We start from the raw sequence: 21,832 nt of genomic DNA on the forward strand, positions 1-21,832 counted from the left end.
TTAGGGTTACGGCCATGGGTGCAGAGACGACCACCGCCACCGACGAGGATGGATCGAACGACCGGCCGGTGGTGTCGAGCCCGGAGGTGTCCACCCCGGCGGTGTCCACCAAGGTCTACATCGCCTCGGCCGAGGGCGACACCGGGAAGTCGACCGTCGCGCTCGGTGTGCTGTCGCTGCTGAGTGCGACCGGCGGCCGGGTGGGGGTGTTTCGGCCGATCTCGCGGGCCGGCGCGGGTGAACGCGACTACCTCGTCGAGATGCTCATCGAGCACGCCTCGGCCGACATCGACTATGACGACTGCATCGGCGTCACCTACGACCAGGTACACGCCGCACCCGACGGCGCGATCGCCGAGATCGTGGCCCGGTTCCACGCGGTGGAGGCGCGCTGCGATGCGGTGGTGATCATCGGCTCGGACTACACCGACGTCGGCAACCCGTCCGAACTCGCCTACAATGCGCGCGTCGCCGCCAATCTTGCGGCGCCGATCATCTTGGCGCTCAATGCTTCCGGGCGCACCCCGGTGGAAGTGCGGGAGACCGCCGAGCACCTGCTCGCCGATATCGCCGCCATCCACGCCACCACGGCCGCCGTGATCGCGAATCGGTGTGACCCCGAACAGATGTCGGCGGTGGCGGCCGAGCTGTCGAGGATCTCGGTGCCCACGTGGTGTCTGCCGGAGGAGCCGGTGCTGTTCGCCCCGACGATGGCCGAACTCAAGGACTCGCTGCGGGCGAGTCTGTACAGCGGCGACCCGGAGCTCCTCGATCGGGAGGCGCTCAAGGTCATGGTCGGCGGGATGACCGTCGAGCACATCCTGGAACGGCTGTCCGAGGGCACCGTGGTCATTGCCCCCGCCGACCGCTCGGACGTCCTGCTCGCTCTTGTCAATGCGAATGCGGCACAAGGATTTCCGCGGCTGTCGGGCATCATCCTCAACGGCGGGATGCGACCGCACCCGATGATCGACGCGCTCGTCGACGGTCTGCAGTCGACGCTGCCGATCATCATGTGCGAGCAGGGGACCTACGAGACCGCCCGCACCGCGGCCAATACCCGCGGCCGCGTCGCGGTCGGGTCGGCGCGCAAGATCGAGGCGGCACTGGGATTGATGGAGACCCACATCGATCCCGAGGCGATGATGAAGGTACTCAAGGTGCCGACCCCGGAGATCATGACGCCGCAGATGTTCGAGTACGGGCTGATCGTGCGGGCCCGCGCCGACCGTCGGTGCATCGTGCTGCCCGAGGGTGACGACGACCGAATCCTGCGCGCGGCAGGGCGATTGCTTCGTCGTGGGGTGGTGTCGCTGATCATCCTCGGCGACGAGGCGGCCGTACCGCGCCGCGCCCACGAACTCGGGGTGGATCTCGACGGTGTGCAGGTCATCGACCCCGCGACCTCACCGCTCACCGACGAGTTCGCGCACATCTACGCCGAGCTGCGCAAGAACAAGGGTGTCGACTTCGAGCAGGCGCAGGAACGAATGCGCGACGTGTCGTACTTCGGCACGATGCTGGTCTACACCGGGCGTGCCGACGGTATGGTCTCCGGCGCCGCCCACACCACCGCGCACACCATCCGGCCTGCATTCGAGGTGATCAAGACGACGCCGGGGGTCTCGACGGTCTCGAGCGTGTTCTTCATGTGTCTGGCCGACAAGGTGCTCGCCTATGGTGACTGCGCGATCGTACCCGACCCCACCGCCGAGCAGCTCGCCGATATCGCGATCTCCTCGGCGGCAACGGCTTCCGGGTTCGGCATCGAGCCGCGGGTGGCCATGCTCTCGTATTCGACGGGTAGTTCGGGAACCGGTGCCGATGTCGACAAGGTGCGCGTGGCCACCGATCTGGTCCGCGAACGCGCCCCACAGTTGTTGGTGGAAGGCCCGATTCAGTACGACGCCGCCGTCGAGCCGTCCGTGGCGGCGACGAAGATGCCGGACTCTTCGGTGGCCGGACGCGCGACGGTGCTCATCTTCCCCGATCTGAACACCGGTAACAACACCTACAAGGCCGTTCAGCGTAGCGCCGGGGCGGTCGCCATCGGGCCCGTGCTGCAAGGTATTCGGCGGCCGATCAACGATCTGTCCCGGGGTGCGCTGGTCGACGACATCGTCAACACCGTGGCGATCACCGCGATCCAGGCGCAGAACATGGCGGCAACGAGGCGGCGCGAGGCATGAGCGACCATGTCGCCGGGGCGGTCCTGGTCCTCAATGCGGGCTCGTCATCGCTGAAATACCAACTGGTACATCCCGATACCGAGGTCGTGGTGGCCGAGGGGATCGCCGAACGGATCGGCGACCACGACGGTTCGATCACCCACGAGCAGGACGGCGAGAAGACCACCGAGACCCTCGAACTCCCGGATCACCTCACCGCCATCCGGCGGGTGCGAGAGCTGTTCGCCTCGGGCGGTATCGATCTCGCGAGTGCGGGGCTCTCGGCGGTGGGACACCGGGTGGTACACGGCGGACGAACCTTCTACCACCCGACCCTCATCGACGACCACGTCATCGGCGAGATCCGCCGCATCTCCTCGCTGGCACCCCTGCACAATCCGGCGAATCTGACCGGGATCGAGGCGGCACGCGAAATGCTGCCCGACGTGCCGTCGGTCGCGGTCTTCGACACCGCCTTCTTCCACGGACTCCCCGAGGCGGCGGCGACCTACGCCATCGACCGCGGGGTGGCCAAGCTGCATGCCATCCGCCGCTACGGATTTCACGGGACCAGCCATCAGTACGTGTCCGAGCAGGTGCCGCCGCTTCTCGGCAAGGAACCGTCCGAGGTGCATCAGATCGTGCTACATCTCGGCAACGGTGCGTCGGCGTCGGCGATACGAGGAGGTGACCCCATCGACACCAGCATGGGGATGACGCCGCTCGAAGGGCTCGTGATGGGTACCCGCAGCGGCGACATCGATCCCGGCGTGGTGCTCCATCTGCATCGGGTCGTCAAACTCGACGCCGACCAGATCGATGCCCTCCTCAACAAGAACTCCGGTCTCAAGGGGCTCTGCGGCGAGAACGACTTCCGGTCGGTCACCGAGCGCATCGAACGCGGCGACGAGGCCGCGAAACTCGCCTACGACGTCTACATCCACCGGCTCCGCCGCTACATCGGTGCGTACATGCTCGATCTGGGTCGGGTCGACGCGATCACCTTCACCGCGGGTGTCGGGGAGAACGCTGCGGGTGTCCGCGCCGATGCGCTTGCCGGATTGGAGAACTACGGCATCGTCGTCGATCCCGACCGCAATGCGGAGCGGAGCAGGACAGCGCGACGGATCTCCACCGACGACAGTGCGGTCGCGGTGCTGGTGGTACCGACGAATGAGGAACTCGCGATCGCCCGGCAGGCGGCCGAGGTGGTCGGGGAACGCGCCTGAGTAAACTTACAAGCACTCTGGACTGTTTTTGATTTTGCGGCTACGATCGCCGCTATGGCTGATACCGAAGCCGCCTTCACAGGTGTCGATGCGCCCGCAACCATGCCGCGTACGCAGGCGCAACGGTCGGCGGCGACGCGGGAGAAGGTGCTCGACGCGACCGTCGCCTCGCTGATCGAGCGGGGATACGGGGCGACGACCACCCAGGAGGTCAACCGCCGAGCCGGGGTGTCGCGTGGGGCGCTGCTGCATCAGTTCCCCACGCGGGAGGCCCTTGTGGTCGCTGCGATCGGCCATCTCGTCGATCGACGCAAGGCCGAGATCATCGAACGCGCCGGCGGGGGTGCGGCGGATCTGACGCTGCTCCTCGAGGTGTTCGACGGGCCGCTCTTCTATGCCGCATTGGAATTGTGGGTGGCCGCCCGCACCGACCCGGTCCTGCGGGAAGCGCTGATCCCGGTGGAGGAGCGGATCGCCGGCGAACTCGTCACCACCGGCGTCGCGGTATTCGGCGGCCGGTATTCGACCGAACAGATCGAGCTGGCCGCCGAACTGGCACGCGGCCTGGCGATCTCACGTCTGTTGCGCGAGCCCGACGCCGACCGCGAGTTCGCGCGTCGGATGATCACCATGCTGATGGAGGCATTGAACCGATGAGCACGAACCCTGTGACGGAACCCGATGTTCTGATCGTCGGCGTCGGATTCGGTGGACTTGCCGCGCTGCATCGTCTGCGGACCGACCATCCGGATCTGGCGGTGCTGGCGGTCGAACGCGCCGAGAGCCCCGGTGGCGTGTGGCGCGACAACAGCTATCCGGGTGCCGCCTGCGACGTGCCCACCTCGTTGTACTCGTTGTCGTTCGCCGACAACCCGGACTGGTCTCACACCTACGGACGTGGATGGGAGATCAAGAACTACGCCGAGTCCGTCGCCGCCGAGTTCGTTGATCAGATCCGGTACGGATGCGAAGTGCTCTCTGCCACATGGGACTCCGACGAGCAGCGTTGGTGCGTCGAGACCTCCGAGGGTCCGATACGTTCCCGCTTTGTCATCGCGGCACCCGGTGCGTTGTCGGCGCCGACGATACCTGCGGTCCAGGGGCTCGACGCCTACGAAGGCACCGTCTTCCACACGGCTGCATGGAATCACGCACACGACCTGACGGGTAGGCGGGTTGCGGTGATCGGTAGCGGGGCGTCGGCGATCCAGGTGGTCCCCGAGATCGTCGACAAGGTAGCCGAACTCGTGGTGTTCCAGCGCACGCCCTCGTGGGTCATCCCGCGTCTGGACCGCACCATCGGACCGATGGAACGAGCTGTCTATCAACGATTCCCGAACGCGCACCGGGCCGCCCGGAAGTTCACGTGGCTCACCCACGAGTTCCATGTGTTCGCGATGGCGCACCACCAACGAGTCCTCCGCGCGTTTCGCGCGATCTCGCTCGCGCACCTGCGTCGGCAGGTCACCGATCCGGGGTTGCGCCGGCGACTCACGCCGGACTTCAGCATCGGTTGCAAGCGAATCCTGATCAGCAACAAGTGGTATCCGGCGCTGGCACATCCGCGCACCAGGGTGACCGGTGCTCTCTCCTCGCTGACGCCGACCGGTGCGGTGAGCGCCGACGGTACCGAATTCGACGTCGACACGGTGATCTTCGCAACGGGTTTCACCCCGACGAGTCCGCCGTTGGCCAAGGTCATCGTCGGGCGCGATGGTCGACGACTCGACGAGGTGTGGCACGGTTCGCCGAGTGCCTACCGCGGCGTCGAGGTCCCCGATTTCCCGAATCTCTTTCTGCTGTACGGACCCAACACCAACCTCGGTCACTCGTCGATCATCCTGATGCTCGAGGCCCAGGCCTACTACATCGGGCAAGCCCTGGCGCACCTGAAAGCCGTCGACGCCCCGACCGTCGAGGTCACCGAATCGGCATGTGACACCTACGTCGCCGATATCGACGCCCAGCTGAGTGGCACCGTCTGGAATTCCGGTGGTTGTGGCAGCTGGTATATCGACTCGACCGGCCGCAACTCGGTGATGTGGCCGACCTATACCGGCACCTACCGCCGCATGATGTCGCACTTCGATCCGGCCGATCACATCATCGGGGTGCCTGCCCCGGTCCGCGAACCTGTGGTTCGCTCCTGACGTCCTGTGGCCCGATTCCAGCACCGTAGCAGCCGGTCTCGAGGCTCGCCGCACGCGGCTCGCACCTCGACCATCGGGGAGAACCGTTCACCCTGGTGGCCGTTCCTCCCCGCGCGGGAATGCTCCAGCCCTTCCCATCCGGTGGTCGAGGTGCCGAGGAGCGCCAGCGACGAGCCTCGAGACCCGTTGCGCCGAAGGGCATCCGGGCCGTCGTGGTCCGATTCCAGCACCGTAGCAGTCGGTCTCGAGGCTCGCCGCACGCGGCTCACACCTCGACCATCGATCTGTGATGCTCCGCCCTTCCTGCCGATGGCCGTCCTGCCCCGATGGTCGAGGTGCCGAGGAGCGCCAGCGACGAGCCTCGAGACCCCTTGTGCCGAAAGGACTCCGGGCCACAGTCGGCACAACACCTCGACCATCGGGAAGGGACTTCTCTATGGAGTTCTCAAACAACAGATGCGGTCCCGGCCGGGCCGGGTGCGGGGAATCAGGTTGTGGGGCAGCGTAGGTCAGGCTGCGGTGTCGTCGAGCCGCATGGTCCGTCGGTGATACGACGGCACGGGTCGTCGTTTCGGATCGATGCTGGCGGGTGGGATCAACCAGGGGTGTCGGTCGAATCCCATGATGATGTCCCATCCGTGGTGGTGCACATCATCATGACAACTGCTGCAGAGTAGACAACCGTTGTCGAGGTCGGTGGGCCCACCATCGGCCCAATGCTCGAGGTGGTGTCCTTGGCAGCGTCCGGCGTGTGCACCGCATTTGATGCACCCGCGATCCCGCACCAGCAACGCTTTGCGTTGGCCGGGGGTGAAGAAGCGTTTCGCCTCGCCCACACTGAGCGGTACCCCGTTGGAATCGAGCATGATTTTCGTGATGGTGGTGTCACACGACAGCAGTTTGGCGGTGGCTTCGGTGATGGCACCCATGTTCTGCAAGTCGCCGCCGAGCGCGGGGTTGTCGGCTGACCAGGTCCACAACAGGCCGTTGGTGGGTTTCGCCGAGAACGTGGTGTCGGCCAAGCCTTGTGCCGCCAACTCCACGATCGTCTCGAACGCGGCAGCACAGATCTGTTCGGGCGTCCGCGGATCCGGGGAGCCATCCGGCTGAGGCTTAGGCGCCGCCAAGGTTTCCATCAAAGTCCTGGTTTTCTCGCCCGCGATGATGTCGAGGTTCGCCGAGATCTCCAACCGGCCGTCGTCGGTGATGCGGTCGGTGTAGGAGTTGATCGACTTGTCCTCCGCGGCCGGTAACCCACCGGGTGTTTCGGCCGCCAACTCGTTCCCCAACTGTCGCGCGTAGGTGATGATCTCGGCGGGAGTGAATCCGGCGAAGTAGTGCGACAACAGTTTCCGCAGGTATTCACAGCGTTGCACGGTGTCCATAGGTTCGGGGCAACGCGTGTCGATGTGCGCCAACCCGCGCACGATCGCATCCACATGTTCGGACGAGATGGACCCGTCCGCCGCGTGCGCCAACAACAGATCCACATCGGTGGTGGCCGAGATCCGCACATACCGACCTGCGACGGCCGGTGCGAAACCCATGCTGATCAACAACTCCCGCAAACGGGTGGTCTTGTGGTCGGCGACACCCAGCCGGTCCATCTCTCCGGTGAGGGTGGTGGCGTGATGATCGACCAGATTGCGGAGCAGCAGGACTTGTTTCATCGCACCGAAAGCCTGGGGCCCGGTCATGTCCGGATTCCATTGCAGGTCGCTGAGTTGGGTGACGATGTTGGCGAAGATCGCTTCGGCGTCAACGGTTTCCGCGTCGAGGACTGTAGTGGTGTCGATCATGGGCCCCTCCCCAGTGGCTGATCGGTGTGATGGCTCCAGTGTACATCGCCAGGGTGTTCGACGCAAGGGGCGGTTTGATCAATTCTGCTTGTGGACAACGTGTTTCGCCGTCAATTTTCTGTCGGTAGGGTGTGATAAGGGTGCGGTTTTCGTTTGCCACGCTTTCGATGTGGTTGGGAGGCTGGTTGTCTCGCCGGGTCTCGAGGCTCGCCGCACGCGGCTCGCACCTCGACCATCGGGGAAGAGGGATTCGCGACGGTCGGGTGGGGCGGGTTACTCGACCATCGGGGAGGAGGGTCTCGAGGCCCGGCGCCTGGGGCGCCGTGCACCTCGACCATCGGGGATGAAGGTCTCGAGGCCCGGCGCTTGGGGGCGCCGTGCACCTTGACCATCGAGAGGGAAGGAGTCGACCTTCTCGGGCGACGAGATCAGAAAAGGCTATCGGGCCGAACGTAATTGGCGAGATCGACGAGGAGGAAACGGTTGTCGCGGTTGTTGCGCATCTGCCGGGCGAGGGTGCGCAGTGAGCGCTCGGTACCGGCACGGAGTCCGCGCTCGGTGAAGGGAACGCCGAGCAGGGTGGCGGGATCACCGGCTTCGTCCTCGTGCTCCATGATCCACCCCATCGCGGTACCGAGAACGATCAATTGCAGGCGCGATTTCCGTGGCTCGGAGTCCGGCATCGCCTCCAGTCGTCGTGCCGCCTCCACGAGTTGACGCTTCTGTACGAGTTCGGGGGCGCGTCCGTGGACGAGGGCGAGGACGGCGGTGGCGCGAGCGGTGTTGTAGTGCCGACTGGTCGGCGGGACCTCGTCGAGCGGTTCGATGGCGGCGTCGAAATCGCCTCGGGCGACAGCCAGGCGTGCGAGACCGAAAGCGGCGGTGACGATGCTGTGGTCGGTCAACCACAGGTCGTGATAGAGCCGGTCGGCCACGTCGTACATCTCGGCGATGCGCGCATCCGGGGACTCCTCGGGCTCCTCTTCGCTCGGATGCTTCTCGTCGGTCAGCCAGCGACCGATGATCTCGGCGGTTCCCGCGGCGGCGAGTTTCGGGGCCACCTCACCTGGCATCGCCTGTAGCACCTCGGTGAATCGTTCGTGGGCGAGCTCGGGTTCGTCGTTCATGAGGGCGCAGATCCCCATGTACCAGTCCACTCGCCAGGACTCACCGTGCTGCGCGGTCACGTTCTGCAGCACCGACAGTGCGGTGTCGACGTCGTCGAGTTCGAGGTGTGCGCGGGCCTCGGCCAGATCGATCTCCAGCGACGGGTGCGCGTTGTTCGATCGTCGACCCAGTAGCGACGAGAATCCCTCGGCCCGTGCCGCATTGATGGAATCAAGGGTCTGTCGGGGATCGGACAACGCTGCCGAGTTGAGAAGTCCCGCAGCCGGGTCGGTGGGATTGACCAACGGCACGGGCAGGGCATGGGCGATGTCGACGGGGTCGTAGAACGCCGCGAGATCGGGATCGAAGAAGCCGTCCACCGGCGCCAGCATGAGATCGGTGCCGAAGGTGGAGCGCTGCGGGGTGAACACAGTCGACAGTGAGGGCCGCGGCACCCCGGTGTGTACCGCGACGGTCTCGCGGAGCACGTTGAGCATCTGGGTGGTCATCTCCTCGGCCGAGGAGAATCGCTCTGCCGGATCGGTGGCCGTGGCACGTTGCAGCAGAAGATAATACGACGGATTCTCGGCGAGGACCGGGGTGGTCTCCGGGTCGGGCAGCCCGTCGAGATATCGCCCCTTCTCCATCGGCATGTCGAGGGTGAGCACCGCCAGCGTGCGGCCGATGCTGTAGATGTCGGTGACCACCTGCGGCCCGGTCTGCACGATCTCCGGAGCCTGGAAACCCGGTGTGCCGTAGAGGTGCCCGTATCCGTTGATCGCCGACACCGCACCCAGATCGATGAGCTTGACCTCGTCGCTGGAGACCATCACGTTCTCCGGTTTGACGTCGTTGTACACCAGTCCCACCGAATGCAGATACCCGATCGCCGGTAGCACCTCGAGGATGTAGGCCATCGCCTGCTCGATCGGCATCACCCCATGCGTACCGCCGGAATCGGCTCCGGCGGAAGTGATCTGCTTGAGGGTCTGGCCACCGATGTACTCCATCACGATGTAACCGAAACGCTCGTCGTCGGCGGTGACGTGCTCGACGAAGTTGTAGATCTTGACGATGCCGGGATGATTCACCGATGCCAGGAACTGCCGCTCGGCCAAGGCGACCTGTTGCGCCTCCGAATCCGAGGAATTGAGAAGACCTTTGAGGACGACGGGTCGGTCGGACACGTTGCGGTCGATTGCCAGATAGATCCATCCCAGTCCGCCGTGTGCGATGGCGCCGGCGATCTCGTACTGGCCGGCGACCACGGTCCCCGGCGCCAGTCCGGGTACGAACGAATAGCGGGCACCACAGTGGGGGCAGGTGCCGGCGAGATCTCCGGCGCCCTCGCCGTCGTTGCGACCCACCGGACGCCCACATCGCCAGCAGGTGCGCTTGCCCTCGGGGATGACCGGAAAGTCCAGAACGGCGTCGGCGGGCTCGATGTCGACGACCTTCGGCAGTTCGACCAGCCCGGTACCGAGCCGCCGATCATGGACCTGCGGACGGCGTTTGGGTACCAGGCGCCGGGTGTGGCCCACCGAGGCCAGCGCCTCGGTGGGGATGACCGGCCCCGACCGCACGACGGGATCGGTGGAGCCCGTCACCGGGGAGGTGGTGGTGCGGCCACCCGACGAGGTCATGCCCGTGTCGACGAGCGCGGCGAGATCTGCCCGCTGGGTGCCGGGATCGAGATCGGTCGGATCGGCTCGCTGCGTACCCACGTCGAGGTCACCGAGATCAGCTCGCTGCGTACCGATATCGAGGTCGGCCGGGTCCACCCGTTGCGTGCCGACCTCGGCGTCGGTGCGGTCGTCGTGTTCGGTCATCGTCGCTCAGTCCCGATAAATCGCTTGTGGTGGACCGTAACCGGGGCCGATGTTGCTCAGCCACCGGTTGTAGATGGCGTACCAGCGACCGTCGGCCACGGCCTGCGCGAGCACGCCGTTGACGAAACGCACCATGTCGTCGTGCCCCTGGGGGAGCCCGATGCCGTAGTACTCCGAACCGAACCCCGGGCCCACCATCTGCACCCATGGATCCTGTGCGGCGAGGCCGGCGAGGATCGCGTCGTCGGTGGTGACGGCGTCGACCTGACCTTGCTGCAACATCACCAGACAGTCGGCCCAGGTGACGGTCGTGATCATCTTGGCACGTGGCTGCTCGGCCTGCATCCGTCCGATCGAGGTGGCCCCGCGGGCCGAACACACCCGCTTGTCGGCCAGCCCGTCGACATCGGTGATGCCGGAGTTGCGCAGCACCAGTATGCGTTGCGAGGCAATGTAATACGGGGTCGAGAAGCTGACCGACGCCAACCGGTCACAGGTGATCGACATGGTCTTGACCACCATGTCCACCGACCCGCTGCGCAGCGCGTCGATGCGATCGTTGGAGCTGAGCACCCGGAACTCGATGCGGTTGGGGTCGCCGAAGATCGCCTGCGACACCTCGCGCGCGAGGTCGACGTCGAAACCCTGCAGGTCGCCGCTGATCGGGTCACGGAAGCTGAACGGGTTGGAGCCGATGTCGGTGCCGACGATGAGTCGCCCGCGCGCCGCGATCGCCGCCATGGTGCTGCCCGGCGGCATCTGCTTGGGCTCCGGCATCGGATCGGGCGGTCGCAGGCTGGCCGTCGCGTTGCACGCGTCGGCGTCGGGGACCGGTTCGGTGGTCGTATCGGTTTCCGCGCCCGGCGGGGTCGGGGTGATGGCCTGCGCCGCGGGCGGTGGCGAGTCGGGTGCGGTGAAGGTGACGCAAGCGGTGGTGAGCAGGCCGCACGCGAGCAGCGCGGCCGCGACGACGCCACCGCGGCCGTGGACTACCCGGCGCCTCATCGGTACTCCCGAACCCGCGGCACCAGGCCGAGAGCCAATGCCACGGCGGCGAACACGGTCAACACCAGAATCCCCGACCCGGTGTATCCGATGACCCGCTGAGCGGTGTTGATGTCGTCGCGGAACGACGTCCGGGTGGTGGTGATGGCGTCGGTGAGCGATGAATCGACCGCGGCGTAACTGCTCGCGGTGCTCTGCGGGTCCGCGCCGATGGTGAGCGTTCGGGCCTGCGCGAAGTCGCCGCGCTCGATGGCCGCGCGCGTCTGCTGATCGGACTCGCGCCACTGATCGAGGGCGGTCGTGATGGACCGAACCTGGGTGGTGGTCAACGCGCCGGCGTCAGAACTCGTCTGACCACCGAGGTCGGCGAGGATCGTGCTGATACCGGCGGTGGCGCCGGAGAAGGTCTGATCGAGATCGGACTGATCGGTGCGCTGCACCAGCGACAAGGTCTCGGCCGAACGCGCCTGCTGGGTGAGGATGCGGGCCTCGGTCAGTTGCCGCAGCGGGTCGGCGCCGTCGGTCTTCGCCGAATTGGTGGCGGCCACCGACGCCAGCCCCGACACCAACAGCCAGACCAGTCCGCCGAGAATCGCGGTCAACGCGGCGACCACCCCGATGTTGAAGCGACGGCGGGTGCGTTTGGTGAGGAACCGCGAGGTACCGATCAGCGCGAGCGCGAGGACCAGCAACCCGAAATACACCCCGTAGGGCGGGATGGTCAGGGTGCGTTGGGGATCGGCGATGGCGTCGGATCGGCGCTCGTAGAGGCGCTGCGCCGCGGGCAGGATCTGATCGTGCATCACCGCCGACGCCTGCCCGAGATAGGCGCTGCCCACCGGGTTGCCGAGCCGGTTGTTGGTGCGCGCGGTCTCGATGAGTCCGCTGTAGACGGGGATCGTCGTCGCCAGGGTCTGCAGGTCGGCGTTGACCGCGCGATCGTCGTCGTCGGTGTCCTCGCCGGGCGCCCCCGAGGTGCCTGCGGCCTTCATCAATGACGCCGACGCGGTGGCCAGCGCATTCGAATAACGGCTACGCAGATCGGGGGACTCCAGGCCACCGGAGATGAACGCCGAGTTGGCCGAGGCGTCGGCGATCGACAGCGAACTGTAGAGCACCTGTGAGGCCTCGGCGAGCGGCTCGCCCTGGTCGATCATGTTCTTCAGCGCGTTGGTGCGATCCTGCAGCACGGTCGATCCGTACCAGCCCACGCCCAGGATGGCGAGTACGAGCACCACCCCGATCATCACCAGCTTCCCGGGGGTGGTGCCCGCGTAGTGGCGCATCGTGGCCAACGGTGATTGGGTTCGGTTGCGGCCCAGCGACATCAGCTCGCGGCGGTCGGCGAGAACCTGACGGATGGGTGGCGACGACGCGTTGGGCCGGATGGTCTTGCCCGCACGGGTGAGCACCGTCCGCACGGGAGATGCCTGGCCGGTCACCACACGATCCCTTCTGGCTCGTCGGTCGTTCGTGTCGTTGTCCTCGCCCCGGCATCCCCGTCCGAAGCGACGACGTGGCCCCCTCGGGTCTATCGCCTCTTCGGTGCCGGTCTGTTTCCACCCTAACCGCGCGCACGTGACCTCGGCCTCACCACGCGGTGGTGTTTCGGCGAACCTGGCCCTGGTGGCCCCACTCACATACGGTGGAGGTCGGCGGCGAATCCCGGAGAGCCCGGATCGTCGGTCGGCGTCAGGAGTCGCGGTGCGTGGAGACGGGGACGGCTGGGTCATCGACACCGATGGGTCACGGTATTGGGGTGTCAACGGGGCGGCCGGATTACTGCTGCGCACCCTGCAACCCGACGGCCGCACACTGATATTGCTGCAACATCGCGCGGTGTGGTCGCACCAGGGCGGCACGTGGGGACTGCCCGGTGGTGCGCGCGACTCGCACGAGAGTGCCATCGACACCGCGCTGCGCGAAGCGCAGGAAGAAGCAGGTCTCGACCCCGCCGACGTCGAGGTGGTCGCCGCGCTGGTCACCCACCGCGCCAAGGGCGGCTGGACTTATACGACCGTCATCGCCGACATCGACGAACCCGTGCGGACCATCGCGAACGGCGAATCGGCGGAACTGCGCTGGGTCGACGAGGCCGACGTCGACGAGTTGCCGCTGCATCCCGCGTTCGGTGAGGCCTGGCCCGGACTGCGGGACCGGATCGCCGCGCTCGATCCGCAGAACTGAACGGCGCCCGGTCGTCTACCGGGGTAGCAGCCGGTTGGCGCCGGCGATGAGGGCGTTGACGTTGGCTTCGTCGCCGGTCGCGCCGTCGCCGTAGGCCCAGCACTGCCGGTCGTCGCGCTCGCACAACAGGAATGCCGCGAACCCGCGATCGGTCGGGCGCTGGTGCAGCGAGACGATCGACACCGGGGCGCCGAGGTCGTGCAGGATCGAGGTCATCGCGCCGACCGGTCCGGTCGCGGTGGCCGACATCGACATGATGCGGTCGGCGTAGGCCATCGTCGCGCGGCATTCGATCATGTCGGCCGGTGCGGGGGTGATCGAGAGCGAGCCGAGCCGGATCGTGCCGGTATCGGCGTACATCTCGGTGAATTCCTGCCAGGTCATGCCGTCTGCCTCCTCACGGATACCTCGGGGGAGTCGCGTCGTGAGCGGGCCGCGGGAACGCGGATTCGCGCTGCCGGGCGACTCGGTACAGGAACAGGGTGCGGGAGAAAGGTGACGGCTGTGCATCGTGGATCATCGTTTCGGTCGAAGAGAAGATGACCGACGAGAACGCGCAACGACCCCGCAGCGGGGGGTCGGTCAGATCAGACCCCGCTGCGGCGGGTTACGAGCGCGATTCGTGTGCACATGATCGGGCCACTCTAACGCCGCAGCACACCCGCGGGCAAGGGAGATCCGGGTGTCCGCGGGCCCGACGCTGCCGAAGTGATCTACGCCAGACCGGCGCGCAACTGCGCGGCCGCGGCCGCGGGGTCGTCGGCGGCGGTGATCGCGCGCACCACCACCGCGCGACGGGCACCGGCGTCGCGGACCTCGGGCAGCCGCGCGGAGTCGATGCCGCCGATGGCGAACCACGGCTTGGATACACCTGCGACCTCGCGCACCAGACCGAGCCCGGGGGCTGCGCGCCCGGGTTTGGTCGGGGTCGGCCAGCACGGACCGACGCAGAAATAGTCGACGGCGTCGTCGGCGATCGCCGCGTGGGCCTGGTCGGGATCGTGGGTGGAGACCCCGACGATCACGTCGTCGCCGACGATCCGCCGCGCCTGCTCAGGCCGCAGATCACCCTGACCGAGATGCAGGACGTCGGCGCCGGCGAGCAGCGCGATGTCGGCGCGATCGTTGACCGACAGCAACGCCCCGTGTGCGTCGACGACGCCGCGCATCTCCGCCAGGATCGCCAACTCCTCACCGGCCTCGAGAGCCCCGAACTCCCGCTCACCGGGAGATCCCTTGTCGCGCAACTGGATGAGGTCGACACCACCGGCCAGGGCGGCGTCGACGAACTCCAGTAGATCTCCGCGTTCGCGTCGGGCGTCGGTGCACAGGTAGAGCCGCGCGGCACGCAGACGTGCCCGCCGTGGATCGTCGGTGGGGTCGCCGTCGCGCGCAATCCGGTTCTCTCGGGGCATGTCTCACAGGCTAGGGCACGGGCGTACCCGCACCCATCGCCGCGCTGTTAGGGTGGAGGACACGACACGGGAGTCCGGGGTACGCCGGGCTGAGAGTGCGGGACGCCCCCGCTGACCGTCACACCTGATCCGGATCATGCCGGCGAAGGAAGGACTGCAGAGCATGAGCACCCGAGCATGACCCCCGCCGACCGCACGGACACCGCGGGCGGCGCACGCCGCACCCTCGCCGTTGTCGGCGGCGGAATCATCGGGTTGACCTGCGCACTTGCCGCCGCCGATGCGGGCTGGCAGGTCACCGTCGTCGACGCCGGCCGAAACCGGCGCGCGGCGTGGGTGGCCGGCGGGATGCTGGGCTCCCTCGGCGAGGGCCACCCCGGTGAGGATGCGTTGCTCGCGATCTCCGAGCGGTCGGTCCGCCGATGGCCGGCGTTCATCGAGCGACTCGGCGACCCGCGGATCGCCACCGCCGCCGACTCGCTGTTCGTCGCGACGACCACCGCCGACGCGGCCTACCTGACCCAACTCGCCAACTTCGTGTGGTCGACCCGCCCGCACGCCGTGGATCGGCTCAGCCGCATCGACGCCGCCGGGGTCCGGGCACGGGAACGGGCGATCGGCGCGCGGGTGCGCGGCGGCTATCTCGCGACAGGCGAAGGGGCCGTGGACAATCGGCGACTCCTCGCCGCCCTCGAGTCCGCGTTGGTCGCCGCCGGTGGCCGCATCGGCACGGGCCGGGTGACCGATCTCGCCGACCTCGACGACGCCGATCAGATCCTGCTCGCGGCGGGCGCCGGGCTGGCCGATCTGTGGCCCGCAGCGCCGATCCATCTCGCCAAGGGTGAGGTGCTGCGGCTGCGCGCCGACCGCATGACGGTGCCACCTCCACGTCATGTGATCCGGGCGCGGGTCGACGGGCGCATGGTGTATCTGGTGCCCCGTCACGACGGAATCGTGGTTGGCGCAACCCAATACGAGGGTGACATCGAGGAGTGGCGCTCGGGCGAGCCGCTGCCGCAGGCCGTCGGCGTCGCCGAGTTGCTCGCCGACGCGATCGAGGTCTTCCCCGGTGCCCGCGATTATGCGCTCGTCGAGGCGACAGCGGGATTTCGGCCGTGTTCACCCGACGGATTGCCGATCATCGAGCGGCTCGACGAGCGGACCGTCGTCGCCGGCGGCCATGGGCGCAACGGAATCGTGTTGGCGCCGTACACCTCCGAGGTGTTCCTGGAGTTACTCGCCGACGACGGGGCGCTCGTCGGCGTGCGCGAGGAGAGGAGTACGACATGACGATCACGGTCAACGGTGCCGACAGCCCGCTTCGTCCGGGTGGTTCGGTGCGCGACCTGTTGACATCGATGGGTTTGCCGGACAAGGGGATCGCGGTGGCCGTCGACGGCACGGTGGTCCCGCGCAGCCGATGGGACACGGTCCTCGATGACGGTGCCACGGTGGAGGTCGTGACGGCGGTGCAAGGTGGTTAGTACCACGAAGGTGGCGCCGACCGACGGTTCACCGGACACCGATGTCCTGCGGATCGCCGACCGCGAGTTCACGTCCCGACTGATCATGGGTACGGGCGGGGCGAGCACCCTCGACGTGTTGTCACGTGCACTGGTGGCCTCCGGTACCGAGCTGACGACCGTCGCGATGCGGCGGGTCGACGCCGGTAGCACGACCGGCGTCCTGGATGTGTTGCGGCGCCTGGGGATCGCGCCCCTGCCGAACACCGCGGGCAGCCGCACCGCGGCCGAGGCGGTCCTGACCGCGCAACTGGCCCGAGAGGCGTTGGAGACGTCATGGGTGAAGCTCGAGGTGGTCGCCGACGACCGCACGCTGCTCCCCGACCCCGTCGAACTGCTCGACGGCGCAGCGCAGTTGGTCGACGACGGCTTCACGGCGCTCGCCTACACCAACGACGATCCGGTGCTCGCGGCGCGACTCGAGGATCTCGGGGTCGCCGCGGTGATGCCGCTGGGTTCGCCCATCGGCACCGGGCTGGGAATCCGCAATCCGCACAACATCGAGATGATCGTGTCGGCCGCCGGGGTACCGGTGGTCCTCGACGCGGGCATCGGTACGGCCAGTGACGCCGCGTTGGCAATGGAACTCGGTTGCGACGCAGTTCTTCTGGCGTCCGCGGTGACGCGAGCCGACGATCCCGAGCGGATGGCGGCGGCGATGCGGCACGCGGTCACGGCCGGGCGATTGGCCGCCACCGCGGGCCGGATTCCCCGTCGGCGATGGGCGCTGGCCTCCTCACCGGAGCTCTGACTTGCGCCGTTCGTCGGACGGGCCACTCGTCCGACGGTGCGGGGTCATTCGATGGCAGGCCTGTGGTAACGCACGGTGTGTAGTGTCGTCGGCATGCTGAGTGTCGAGAACCTCACCAAGGACTTCGGCAACGTCCGTGCCGTCGACAACCTGTCGTTCGAGGTCCGCCCCGGGGTCGTCACCGGCTTCCTCGGCCCGAACGGCGCCGGGAAGTCCACCACGATGCGGATGATGCTGGGACTGGACCGGCCGACGTCGGGCCGCGCCACCATCAACGGCAAGCCCTACCGCGAGCTCGACCATCCGCTGCGTCAGGTCGGCGCGCTGTTGGACGCGAAATGGGTGCACCCCAACCGAAGTGCGCGCTCGCACCTGCGGTGGCTGGCCGCGAGCAACGGGATCCCCGCAACGCGGGCCGACGAGGTGCTCGAGACCGTCGGCCTGACACAGGTGGCCCGCAAACGCGCCGGTGGCTTCTCGTTGGGTATGTCGCAGCGGCTCGGGCTGGCCGGCGCGCTGCTCGGTGATCCGCACACCCTGCTGTTCGACGAGCCGGTCAACGGGCTCGACCCGGAGGGCATCGTCTGGATTCGCAACTTCATGAAATCCCTGGCCGCCGAGGGTCGTACGGTCCTCGTGTCGAGTCACCTGCTCACCGAGATGGCACTGACCGCCGAGCGGTTGGTGGTGATCGGTCAGGGGAGATTGATCGCCGACAGCTCGGTGTCGGATTTCACCGCGTCGGCGCGCACGGTCGTGCGCGTCCGTACCCCGCAACCCGAACAGCTTCACTCCGCATTGGTCTCGGCCGGACTGTCGCCGCGCCCCGAGCAGGACCCGCAGGGGCGGCCGGTGCTCGCCCTCGACGACATCACCACCGACCAGGTCGGCGACGTCGCCGCGGCCGCGGGCGTCACCGTGCACGAACTCGTCGCGCAGACCGCCTCGCTGGAGGAGGCGTTCATGGCGATGACCGCCCACGCCGTGGAGTACCACGGCGGTAACGAGCATCCGGGCGCCGCCGTGCCGCCGCCTGCACCTGCGCCGGGTTTCGGTCCGGGCCCCGGCCAGGCGCCGGGTCAGCCGGGCCAGTGGGGGCCACCCGCACAATTCCCGCCCGGCCAGTACCCACCCGACCAGTACCCACCCGACCAGTACCCACCCGGGCAGTACCTACCGCCTGGTGGTCACCAGCAGCACGGTCCTCAGAACGGGGGACACCGATGATCGAGTTGTTGCGCGCCGAGCAGATCAAGCTCACCTCCATCCGCTCGCCCTACTGGTGCATGGGCCTTGTGGTGATCCTCAGCCTCGGCGTCACCGGACTGTTCGCGGGTCTGGCCAGCAATGTCAACGAGACCGCCGGGCCCGGCGCCGCCACATCGACCTCGGCCGGTGTCGACGGCTCCGCGCTGACCGTCGCCCTTCTCGGGCTCAACCAGTTCGCCGTCATCGTCCTGATGATCATGGCCGTCCTCGGGATCACCAGCGAATATCGGTTCTCGACAATCCGCGCGACATTTCTCGCGGTGCCCAAGCGGACCTCGGCGTTGCTGGCGAAGGCCACGGTGTACGTGTCGTTGACCTTCGTCACGATGCTGGTCCTCACCGTCATCTGTGTGGGCATCCTGGTCGCGGGCATCGGTGGCTTCGGCTTCGGCGACGCCACCGTCGTCCGGCAGATCTGGGGCGTCCCCGTCTACGCGGCGCTGTGTGTGCTGCTGTCGATGGGGGTCGGCGCGCTGGTGCGGCAGACGGCCGGCGCGATCTCGATCGTGCTGGTGTGGATGCTCGTCGTGGAGACCATCCTCGGCGCGGTGCCCAAGGTGAAGGACTGGATCGGGCCGTTCCTGCCGTTCGCCAACGGGTCCCGCTTCCTCTCCGGGGCCACCGCAGGCGATGACTATCACTGGAATTCCGGGGTCTCGCTGGTGTACTTCGCGGTGTGGGCGGTTGTGGTCTTCGTTGCCGGGGTGTGGTTGGCGAACCAGCGCGACGCGTGAGCCGCCCCCGTCGAACAGCTGAACCAGAGCTGCGTTTTAGCTGATAAAAGGACTAAAATACCCACATGGCGAACTGGCCTCTGGTCCAACGCGAGAAAGAATACCGAGCCATCTCCGCCGCCCTGCGGGACGAGACCGCGGTCTGCGGTGTGGTGTTGACCGGTGATTCCGGCGTCGGCAAGACAACGCTCGCGCGGCACGTCACGGCCGGGATCGGTGCGGGTGTGCGATGGGTTGCCGGGACCGAATCGGCCCGCTCGATCCCGCTCGGTGTCTTCGCCCACCTCGTCGGCCCGGCGACGTCGAGCGATCCGGTCACCTATCTCGCGGCGGCCCGTGAGTCGTTGCTCGCCGGCGGTAATGCGGTCATCGGCGTCGACGACGCGCATCTGCTCGACGAGCTCTCGGCCACGCTGCTCCATCAGCTCGCCATCGACCGCGCCGTGCACATCGTGGCGACCGTTCGCAGCGGCGAGTCCGTCCCGGACGCGGTGACGTCGCTGTGGAAGGACAACCACCTCCTGCGGATCACCTTGTCGCCGTTCACCAAAGAGCAGAGCGTGGAGTTGGTGGAGTCGGTTCTCGGTGGCCAGCTCGAGGAGCACTCGGCCGATCGTATGTGGGCGGCGTCGGGAGGCAACGCGCTGTTCCTGCGGCATCTCGTCGACGGCGCGCGCCAGGCGAACACCCTGCGTCAGGTCAACGGCGTGTGGCAGTTGCGCGGGCGCGCCGCGATCACCTCCGAACTCGCCTCACTGCTCGACGGGCGCATCGAACAGCTCGACGAGGCGGTGCTGACCGCGCTGAAGTATCTCAGCCTGTGCGAACCGTTGAACCTCGACGTGCTGGCCGAGGTCGCCGGCGAGGAGGCGGTCGAGCAGGCCGAGATCGACGGGCTCGTGCGCATCGAGCGGGAGGGCCGCGAACTCAATGTCGGCTTCCACCACCCACTGTTCGGCGAGGTGATCCGGCGCAGGCTCGGTTTCGCGTCGTCGCGGCGGTTGCGCGGGAATCTGGTGCGGGCGTTGCGTGAACGTCCGCTCGCGACCCCGTTGGACCGCATCCGGCTGGCCGAACTGGCACTGGAGAGCGACACCTCGGCGGTTGATCTGGGCCTGTTGTCGGCGGCCGCCGACGACGCGCTCAACCTCGCGCAGACACCGATGGGAGAACGTTTCGCGCGCGCGGCGATCGAGGAGGGCGGCGGCCCGGCCGAGGCCGAATTGCTCTCCCGGGCACTCATGTGGCAGGGCCATCCGCACGAGGCCGAGGACATTCTCGCCCACATCGACACCACCGGACTCGACGCGCCGCTGCGACTGCGGATCGGGCTGCAGCGCGTCGGCAACATGTTCTGGGTGATGAATCAGGCCGAGCGTGCCGAGGAGATCCTCGAGAAGGTGCGTGCCGAGGTCGACGACGAGAATCTGCTGCGCATCGTCGACGGCATCGCGTCGGCGTGCGCGCTGTTCGAGAACCGGATCGCCGACGCGATCGCACTGTCCGACGTTGCGCTGGAGTCCCCGGACGCCCTGCCGTGGGCGGTCGAGTGGGGAGTCTTCGGCGGGATGTTGTCGCGGGCATTGTCCGGTCGCGGTGATGAACTCGATCCGCTGGCCCGTCGCGCACGTGAGGCCGAACGCTACACCGACGGGCTGCTCCGGTATCCCGCAGGCATCGGTGAGATCCTCGGGCTGATCCTGTCCGGGCGACTCGACGCGGCCGGCGACGCGGTGCAGCGCTACGTCGCATTCGCCAACACCGCACAGTATTTGAGCTGGGCGATGTCGGGAATCCTGGTGTCGGCGGTCGAGTTGGCGCGCGGTGACTGTGCGTCGGTGGTGCGGCGTATCGAGCAGACCCTGGCGACCCTCGACGGCGACGAGTATTCGGCGTCGTGGAACTTCCCCGCGTATGTCTTTCTCGCCCAGGCGCTCAGTGCGTTGGGCGAGGCGACCCGCGCCGAGGAGGTGCTGGGTCGGGCACGCGCTCGGGACGGGTTGCACGTCGCGGTGTTCCGGCCGATGCTGTGGATCGCCGAGGCGTGGCAGGCCGCGGCCGCCGGCACCGTGTCCATCGGCATCGAACGTGCCTGGGCGGCAGCAGAATTGGCGGCCAAGACCGGGCAGCTCGCCGTGGAGGCGGAGGCGCTGCACACCGCGGTGCGTTTCGGGGATGCCAGCGCCGGCCCCCGCCTGGCCGAACTGGCCGAGCAGATCGACGGCCCGCTCGCGGGCCTCTACGCCCGCCACGCTGCGGCGTATGCTGCCGGCGACGGCATCGAACTCGATGTCTGCGCAGCCGATCTCGAGAAACTCGGCCGTCGGCTGTCGGCGGCCGATGTGGCCGCACAGGCCAGCGCCGTCCACGATCGTTCGGGTCGACGGTCGGCGACGGTGGCATCCTCGTCCATGGCCAACCGGCTGGCCGCCGCCTGCGGCGGACTGCGCACCCCGGCGCTCGTCGAGGCCGCCCAGCCGTTGCCGCTGACCACCCGCGAACGTGAGATCGCCAACCTCGTCGCCTCCGGCCTCTCCAACAAGCAGATCGCCGCACGGCTGACCGTCTCGGTACGCACCGTCGAGGGTCACATCTACCGAGCCTGCACCAAACTCGACGTCACCGATCGCGACGGCATCGCCGATCTCATCCTGCGCGAACGCTGA

17 protein-coding genes are annotated in these 21,832 nt (G+C 67.6%); 11 read left to right on the forward strand and 6 right to left on the reverse strand.

Annotated features, from left to right (window positions below):
- Positions 1-14 precede the first annotated feature (14 nt).
- The 4 genes from pta to GOPIP_RS09735 are packed head-to-tail and all read left to right on the forward strand — an operon-like array spanning position 15 to position 5,547.
- Positions 15-2,189 carry a phosphate acetyltransferase gene (gene pta / locus GOPIP_RS09720; RefSeq protein ID WP_006369477.1) on the forward strand — a complete coding sequence of 725 codons (2,175 nt, stop codon included), beginning with the start codon at positions 15-17 and terminating at the stop codon, positions 2,187-2,189.
- On the forward strand, positions 2,186-3,397 hold the full coding sequence (locus GOPIP_RS09725) for an acetate kinase (RefSeq protein ID WP_006369478.1): 1,212 nt from the start codon (positions 2,186-2,188) through the stop codon (positions 3,395-3,397). The genes pta and GOPIP_RS09725 overlap by 4 nt, the downstream gene beginning before the upstream one ends.
- A gap of 54 nt (positions 3,398-3,451) precedes the next feature.
- Complete coding sequence (locus GOPIP_RS09730) at positions 3,452-4,054, forward strand: TetR/AcrR family transcriptional regulator (protein WP_006369479.1); 603 nt, start codon at positions 3,452-3,454, stop codon at positions 4,052-4,054.
- Positions 4,051-5,547, forward strand: a complete 1,497-nt coding sequence (locus GOPIP_RS09735; RefSeq protein ID WP_006369480.1) for a flavin-containing monooxygenase — start codon at positions 4,051-4,053, stop codon at positions 5,545-5,547. Before GOPIP_RS09730 ends, GOPIP_RS09735 begins: the two co-directional genes overlap by 4 nt.
- Positions 5,548-6,056: 509 nt before the next feature.
- On the opposite strand, the gene GOPIP_RS09740 is transcribed toward GOPIP_RS09735, so the two are convergent.
- From GOPIP_RS09740 to GOPIP_RS09755, 4 genes are all read right to left on the reverse strand, one after another.
- Positions 6,057-7,346, reverse strand: coding sequence for an HNH endonuclease signature motif containing protein (locus GOPIP_RS09740; RefSeq protein ID WP_006369481.1), 1,290 nt, complete (start codon positions 7,344-7,346; stop codon positions 6,057-6,059).
- Positions 7,347-7,774: 428 nt separating this feature from the next.
- On the reverse strand, positions 7,775-10,282 hold the full coding sequence (locus tag GOPIP_RS09745) for a tetratricopeptide repeat protein (protein WP_006369482.1): 2,508 nt from the start codon (positions 10,280-10,282) through the stop codon (positions 7,775-7,777).
- Between the two features lie 6 nt (positions 10,283-10,288).
- Positions 10,289-11,287 (reverse strand): glutamate ABC transporter substrate-binding protein, encoded by a 999-nt coding sequence (locus GOPIP_RS09750; protein ID WP_006369483.1) that lies wholly within the window; start codon positions 11,285-11,287, stop codon positions 10,289-10,291.
- Positions 11,284-12,729, reverse strand: a complete 1,446-nt coding sequence (locus tag GOPIP_RS09755) for a GlnX family signal transduction membrane protein (RefSeq protein ID WP_006369484.1) — start codon at positions 12,727-12,729, stop codon at positions 11,284-11,286. Before GOPIP_RS09755 ends, GOPIP_RS09750 begins: the two co-directional genes overlap by 4 nt.
- Before the next feature lie 262 nt (positions 12,730-12,991).
- Between GOPIP_RS09755 and GOPIP_RS09760 the strand changes: the two genes are divergently transcribed.
- Positions 12,992-13,474 (forward strand): NUDIX hydrolase, encoded by a 483-nt coding sequence (locus GOPIP_RS09760; RefSeq protein WP_014358686.1) that lies wholly within the window; start codon positions 12,992-12,994, stop codon positions 13,472-13,474.
- A 15-nt stretch (positions 13,475-13,489) separates the two neighbouring features.
- Here the strand turns inward: GOPIP_RS09760 and GOPIP_RS09765 are convergent, their stop codons facing one another.
- Together GOPIP_RS09765 and thiE are read right to left on the reverse strand one after the other, a co-directional pair.
- A complete protein-coding gene (locus GOPIP_RS09765) occupies positions 13,490-13,858 on the reverse strand; it encodes a hypothetical protein (protein WP_006369486.1) in 369 nt (122 codons plus the stop codon).
- A gap of 329 nt (positions 13,859-14,187) precedes the next feature.
- Positions 14,188-14,889: a thiamine phosphate synthase gene (thiE, locus tag GOPIP_RS09770; RefSeq protein WP_006369487.1), complete on the reverse strand. Its 702-nt coding sequence runs from the start codon at positions 14,887-14,889 to the stop codon at positions 14,188-14,190.
- 177 nt (positions 14,890-15,066) lie between these two features.
- Here thiE and GOPIP_RS09775 point away from each other — a divergent pair, with 177 nt between their 5' ends.
- The 6 genes from GOPIP_RS09775 (at position 15,067) to GOPIP_RS09800 (ending at position 21,832) form a co-directional block, all read left to right on the forward strand.
- Positions 15,067-16,179: an FAD-dependent oxidoreductase gene (locus tag GOPIP_RS09775; RefSeq protein WP_006369488.1), complete on the forward strand. Its 1,113-nt coding sequence runs from the start codon at positions 15,067-15,069 to the stop codon at positions 16,177-16,179.
- Positions 16,176-16,373 carry a sulfur carrier protein ThiS gene (thiS, locus tag GOPIP_RS09780; protein WP_006369489.1) on the forward strand — a complete coding sequence of 66 codons (198 nt, stop codon included), beginning with the start codon at positions 16,176-16,178 and terminating at the stop codon, positions 16,371-16,373. The genes GOPIP_RS09775 and thiS overlap by 4 nt, the downstream gene beginning before the upstream one ends.
- A 10-nt stretch (positions 16,374-16,383) precedes the next feature.
- Positions 16,384-17,163 (forward strand): thiazole synthase, encoded by a 780-nt coding sequence (locus tag GOPIP_RS09785; protein WP_006369490.1) that lies wholly within the window; start codon positions 16,384-16,386, stop codon positions 17,161-17,163.
- Positions 17,164-17,256: 93 nt separating this feature from the next.
- Complete coding sequence (locus GOPIP_RS09790) at positions 17,257-18,390, forward strand: ABC transporter ATP-binding protein (RefSeq protein ID WP_035727577.1); 1,134 nt, start codon at positions 17,257-17,259, stop codon at positions 18,388-18,390.
- On the forward strand, positions 18,387-19,166 hold the full coding sequence (locus GOPIP_RS09795) for a DUF2705 family protein (protein WP_006369492.1): 780 nt from the start codon (positions 18,387-18,389) through the stop codon (positions 19,164-19,166). Before GOPIP_RS09790 ends, GOPIP_RS09795 begins: the two co-directional genes overlap by 4 nt.
- A gap of 65 nt (positions 19,167-19,231) precedes the next feature.
- Positions 19,232-21,832 (forward strand): helix-turn-helix transcriptional regulator, encoded by a 2,601-nt coding sequence (locus tag GOPIP_RS09800; protein WP_006369493.1) that lies wholly within the window; start codon positions 19,232-19,234, stop codon positions 21,830-21,832.

Origin of the sequence: Gordonia polyisoprenivorans NBRC 16320 = JCM 10675 (assembly GCF_000241325.1) — a bacterium.
Classification (GTDB): Bacteria; Actinomycetota; Actinomycetes; order Mycobacteriales; family Mycobacteriaceae; genus Gordonia; species Gordonia polyisoprenivorans.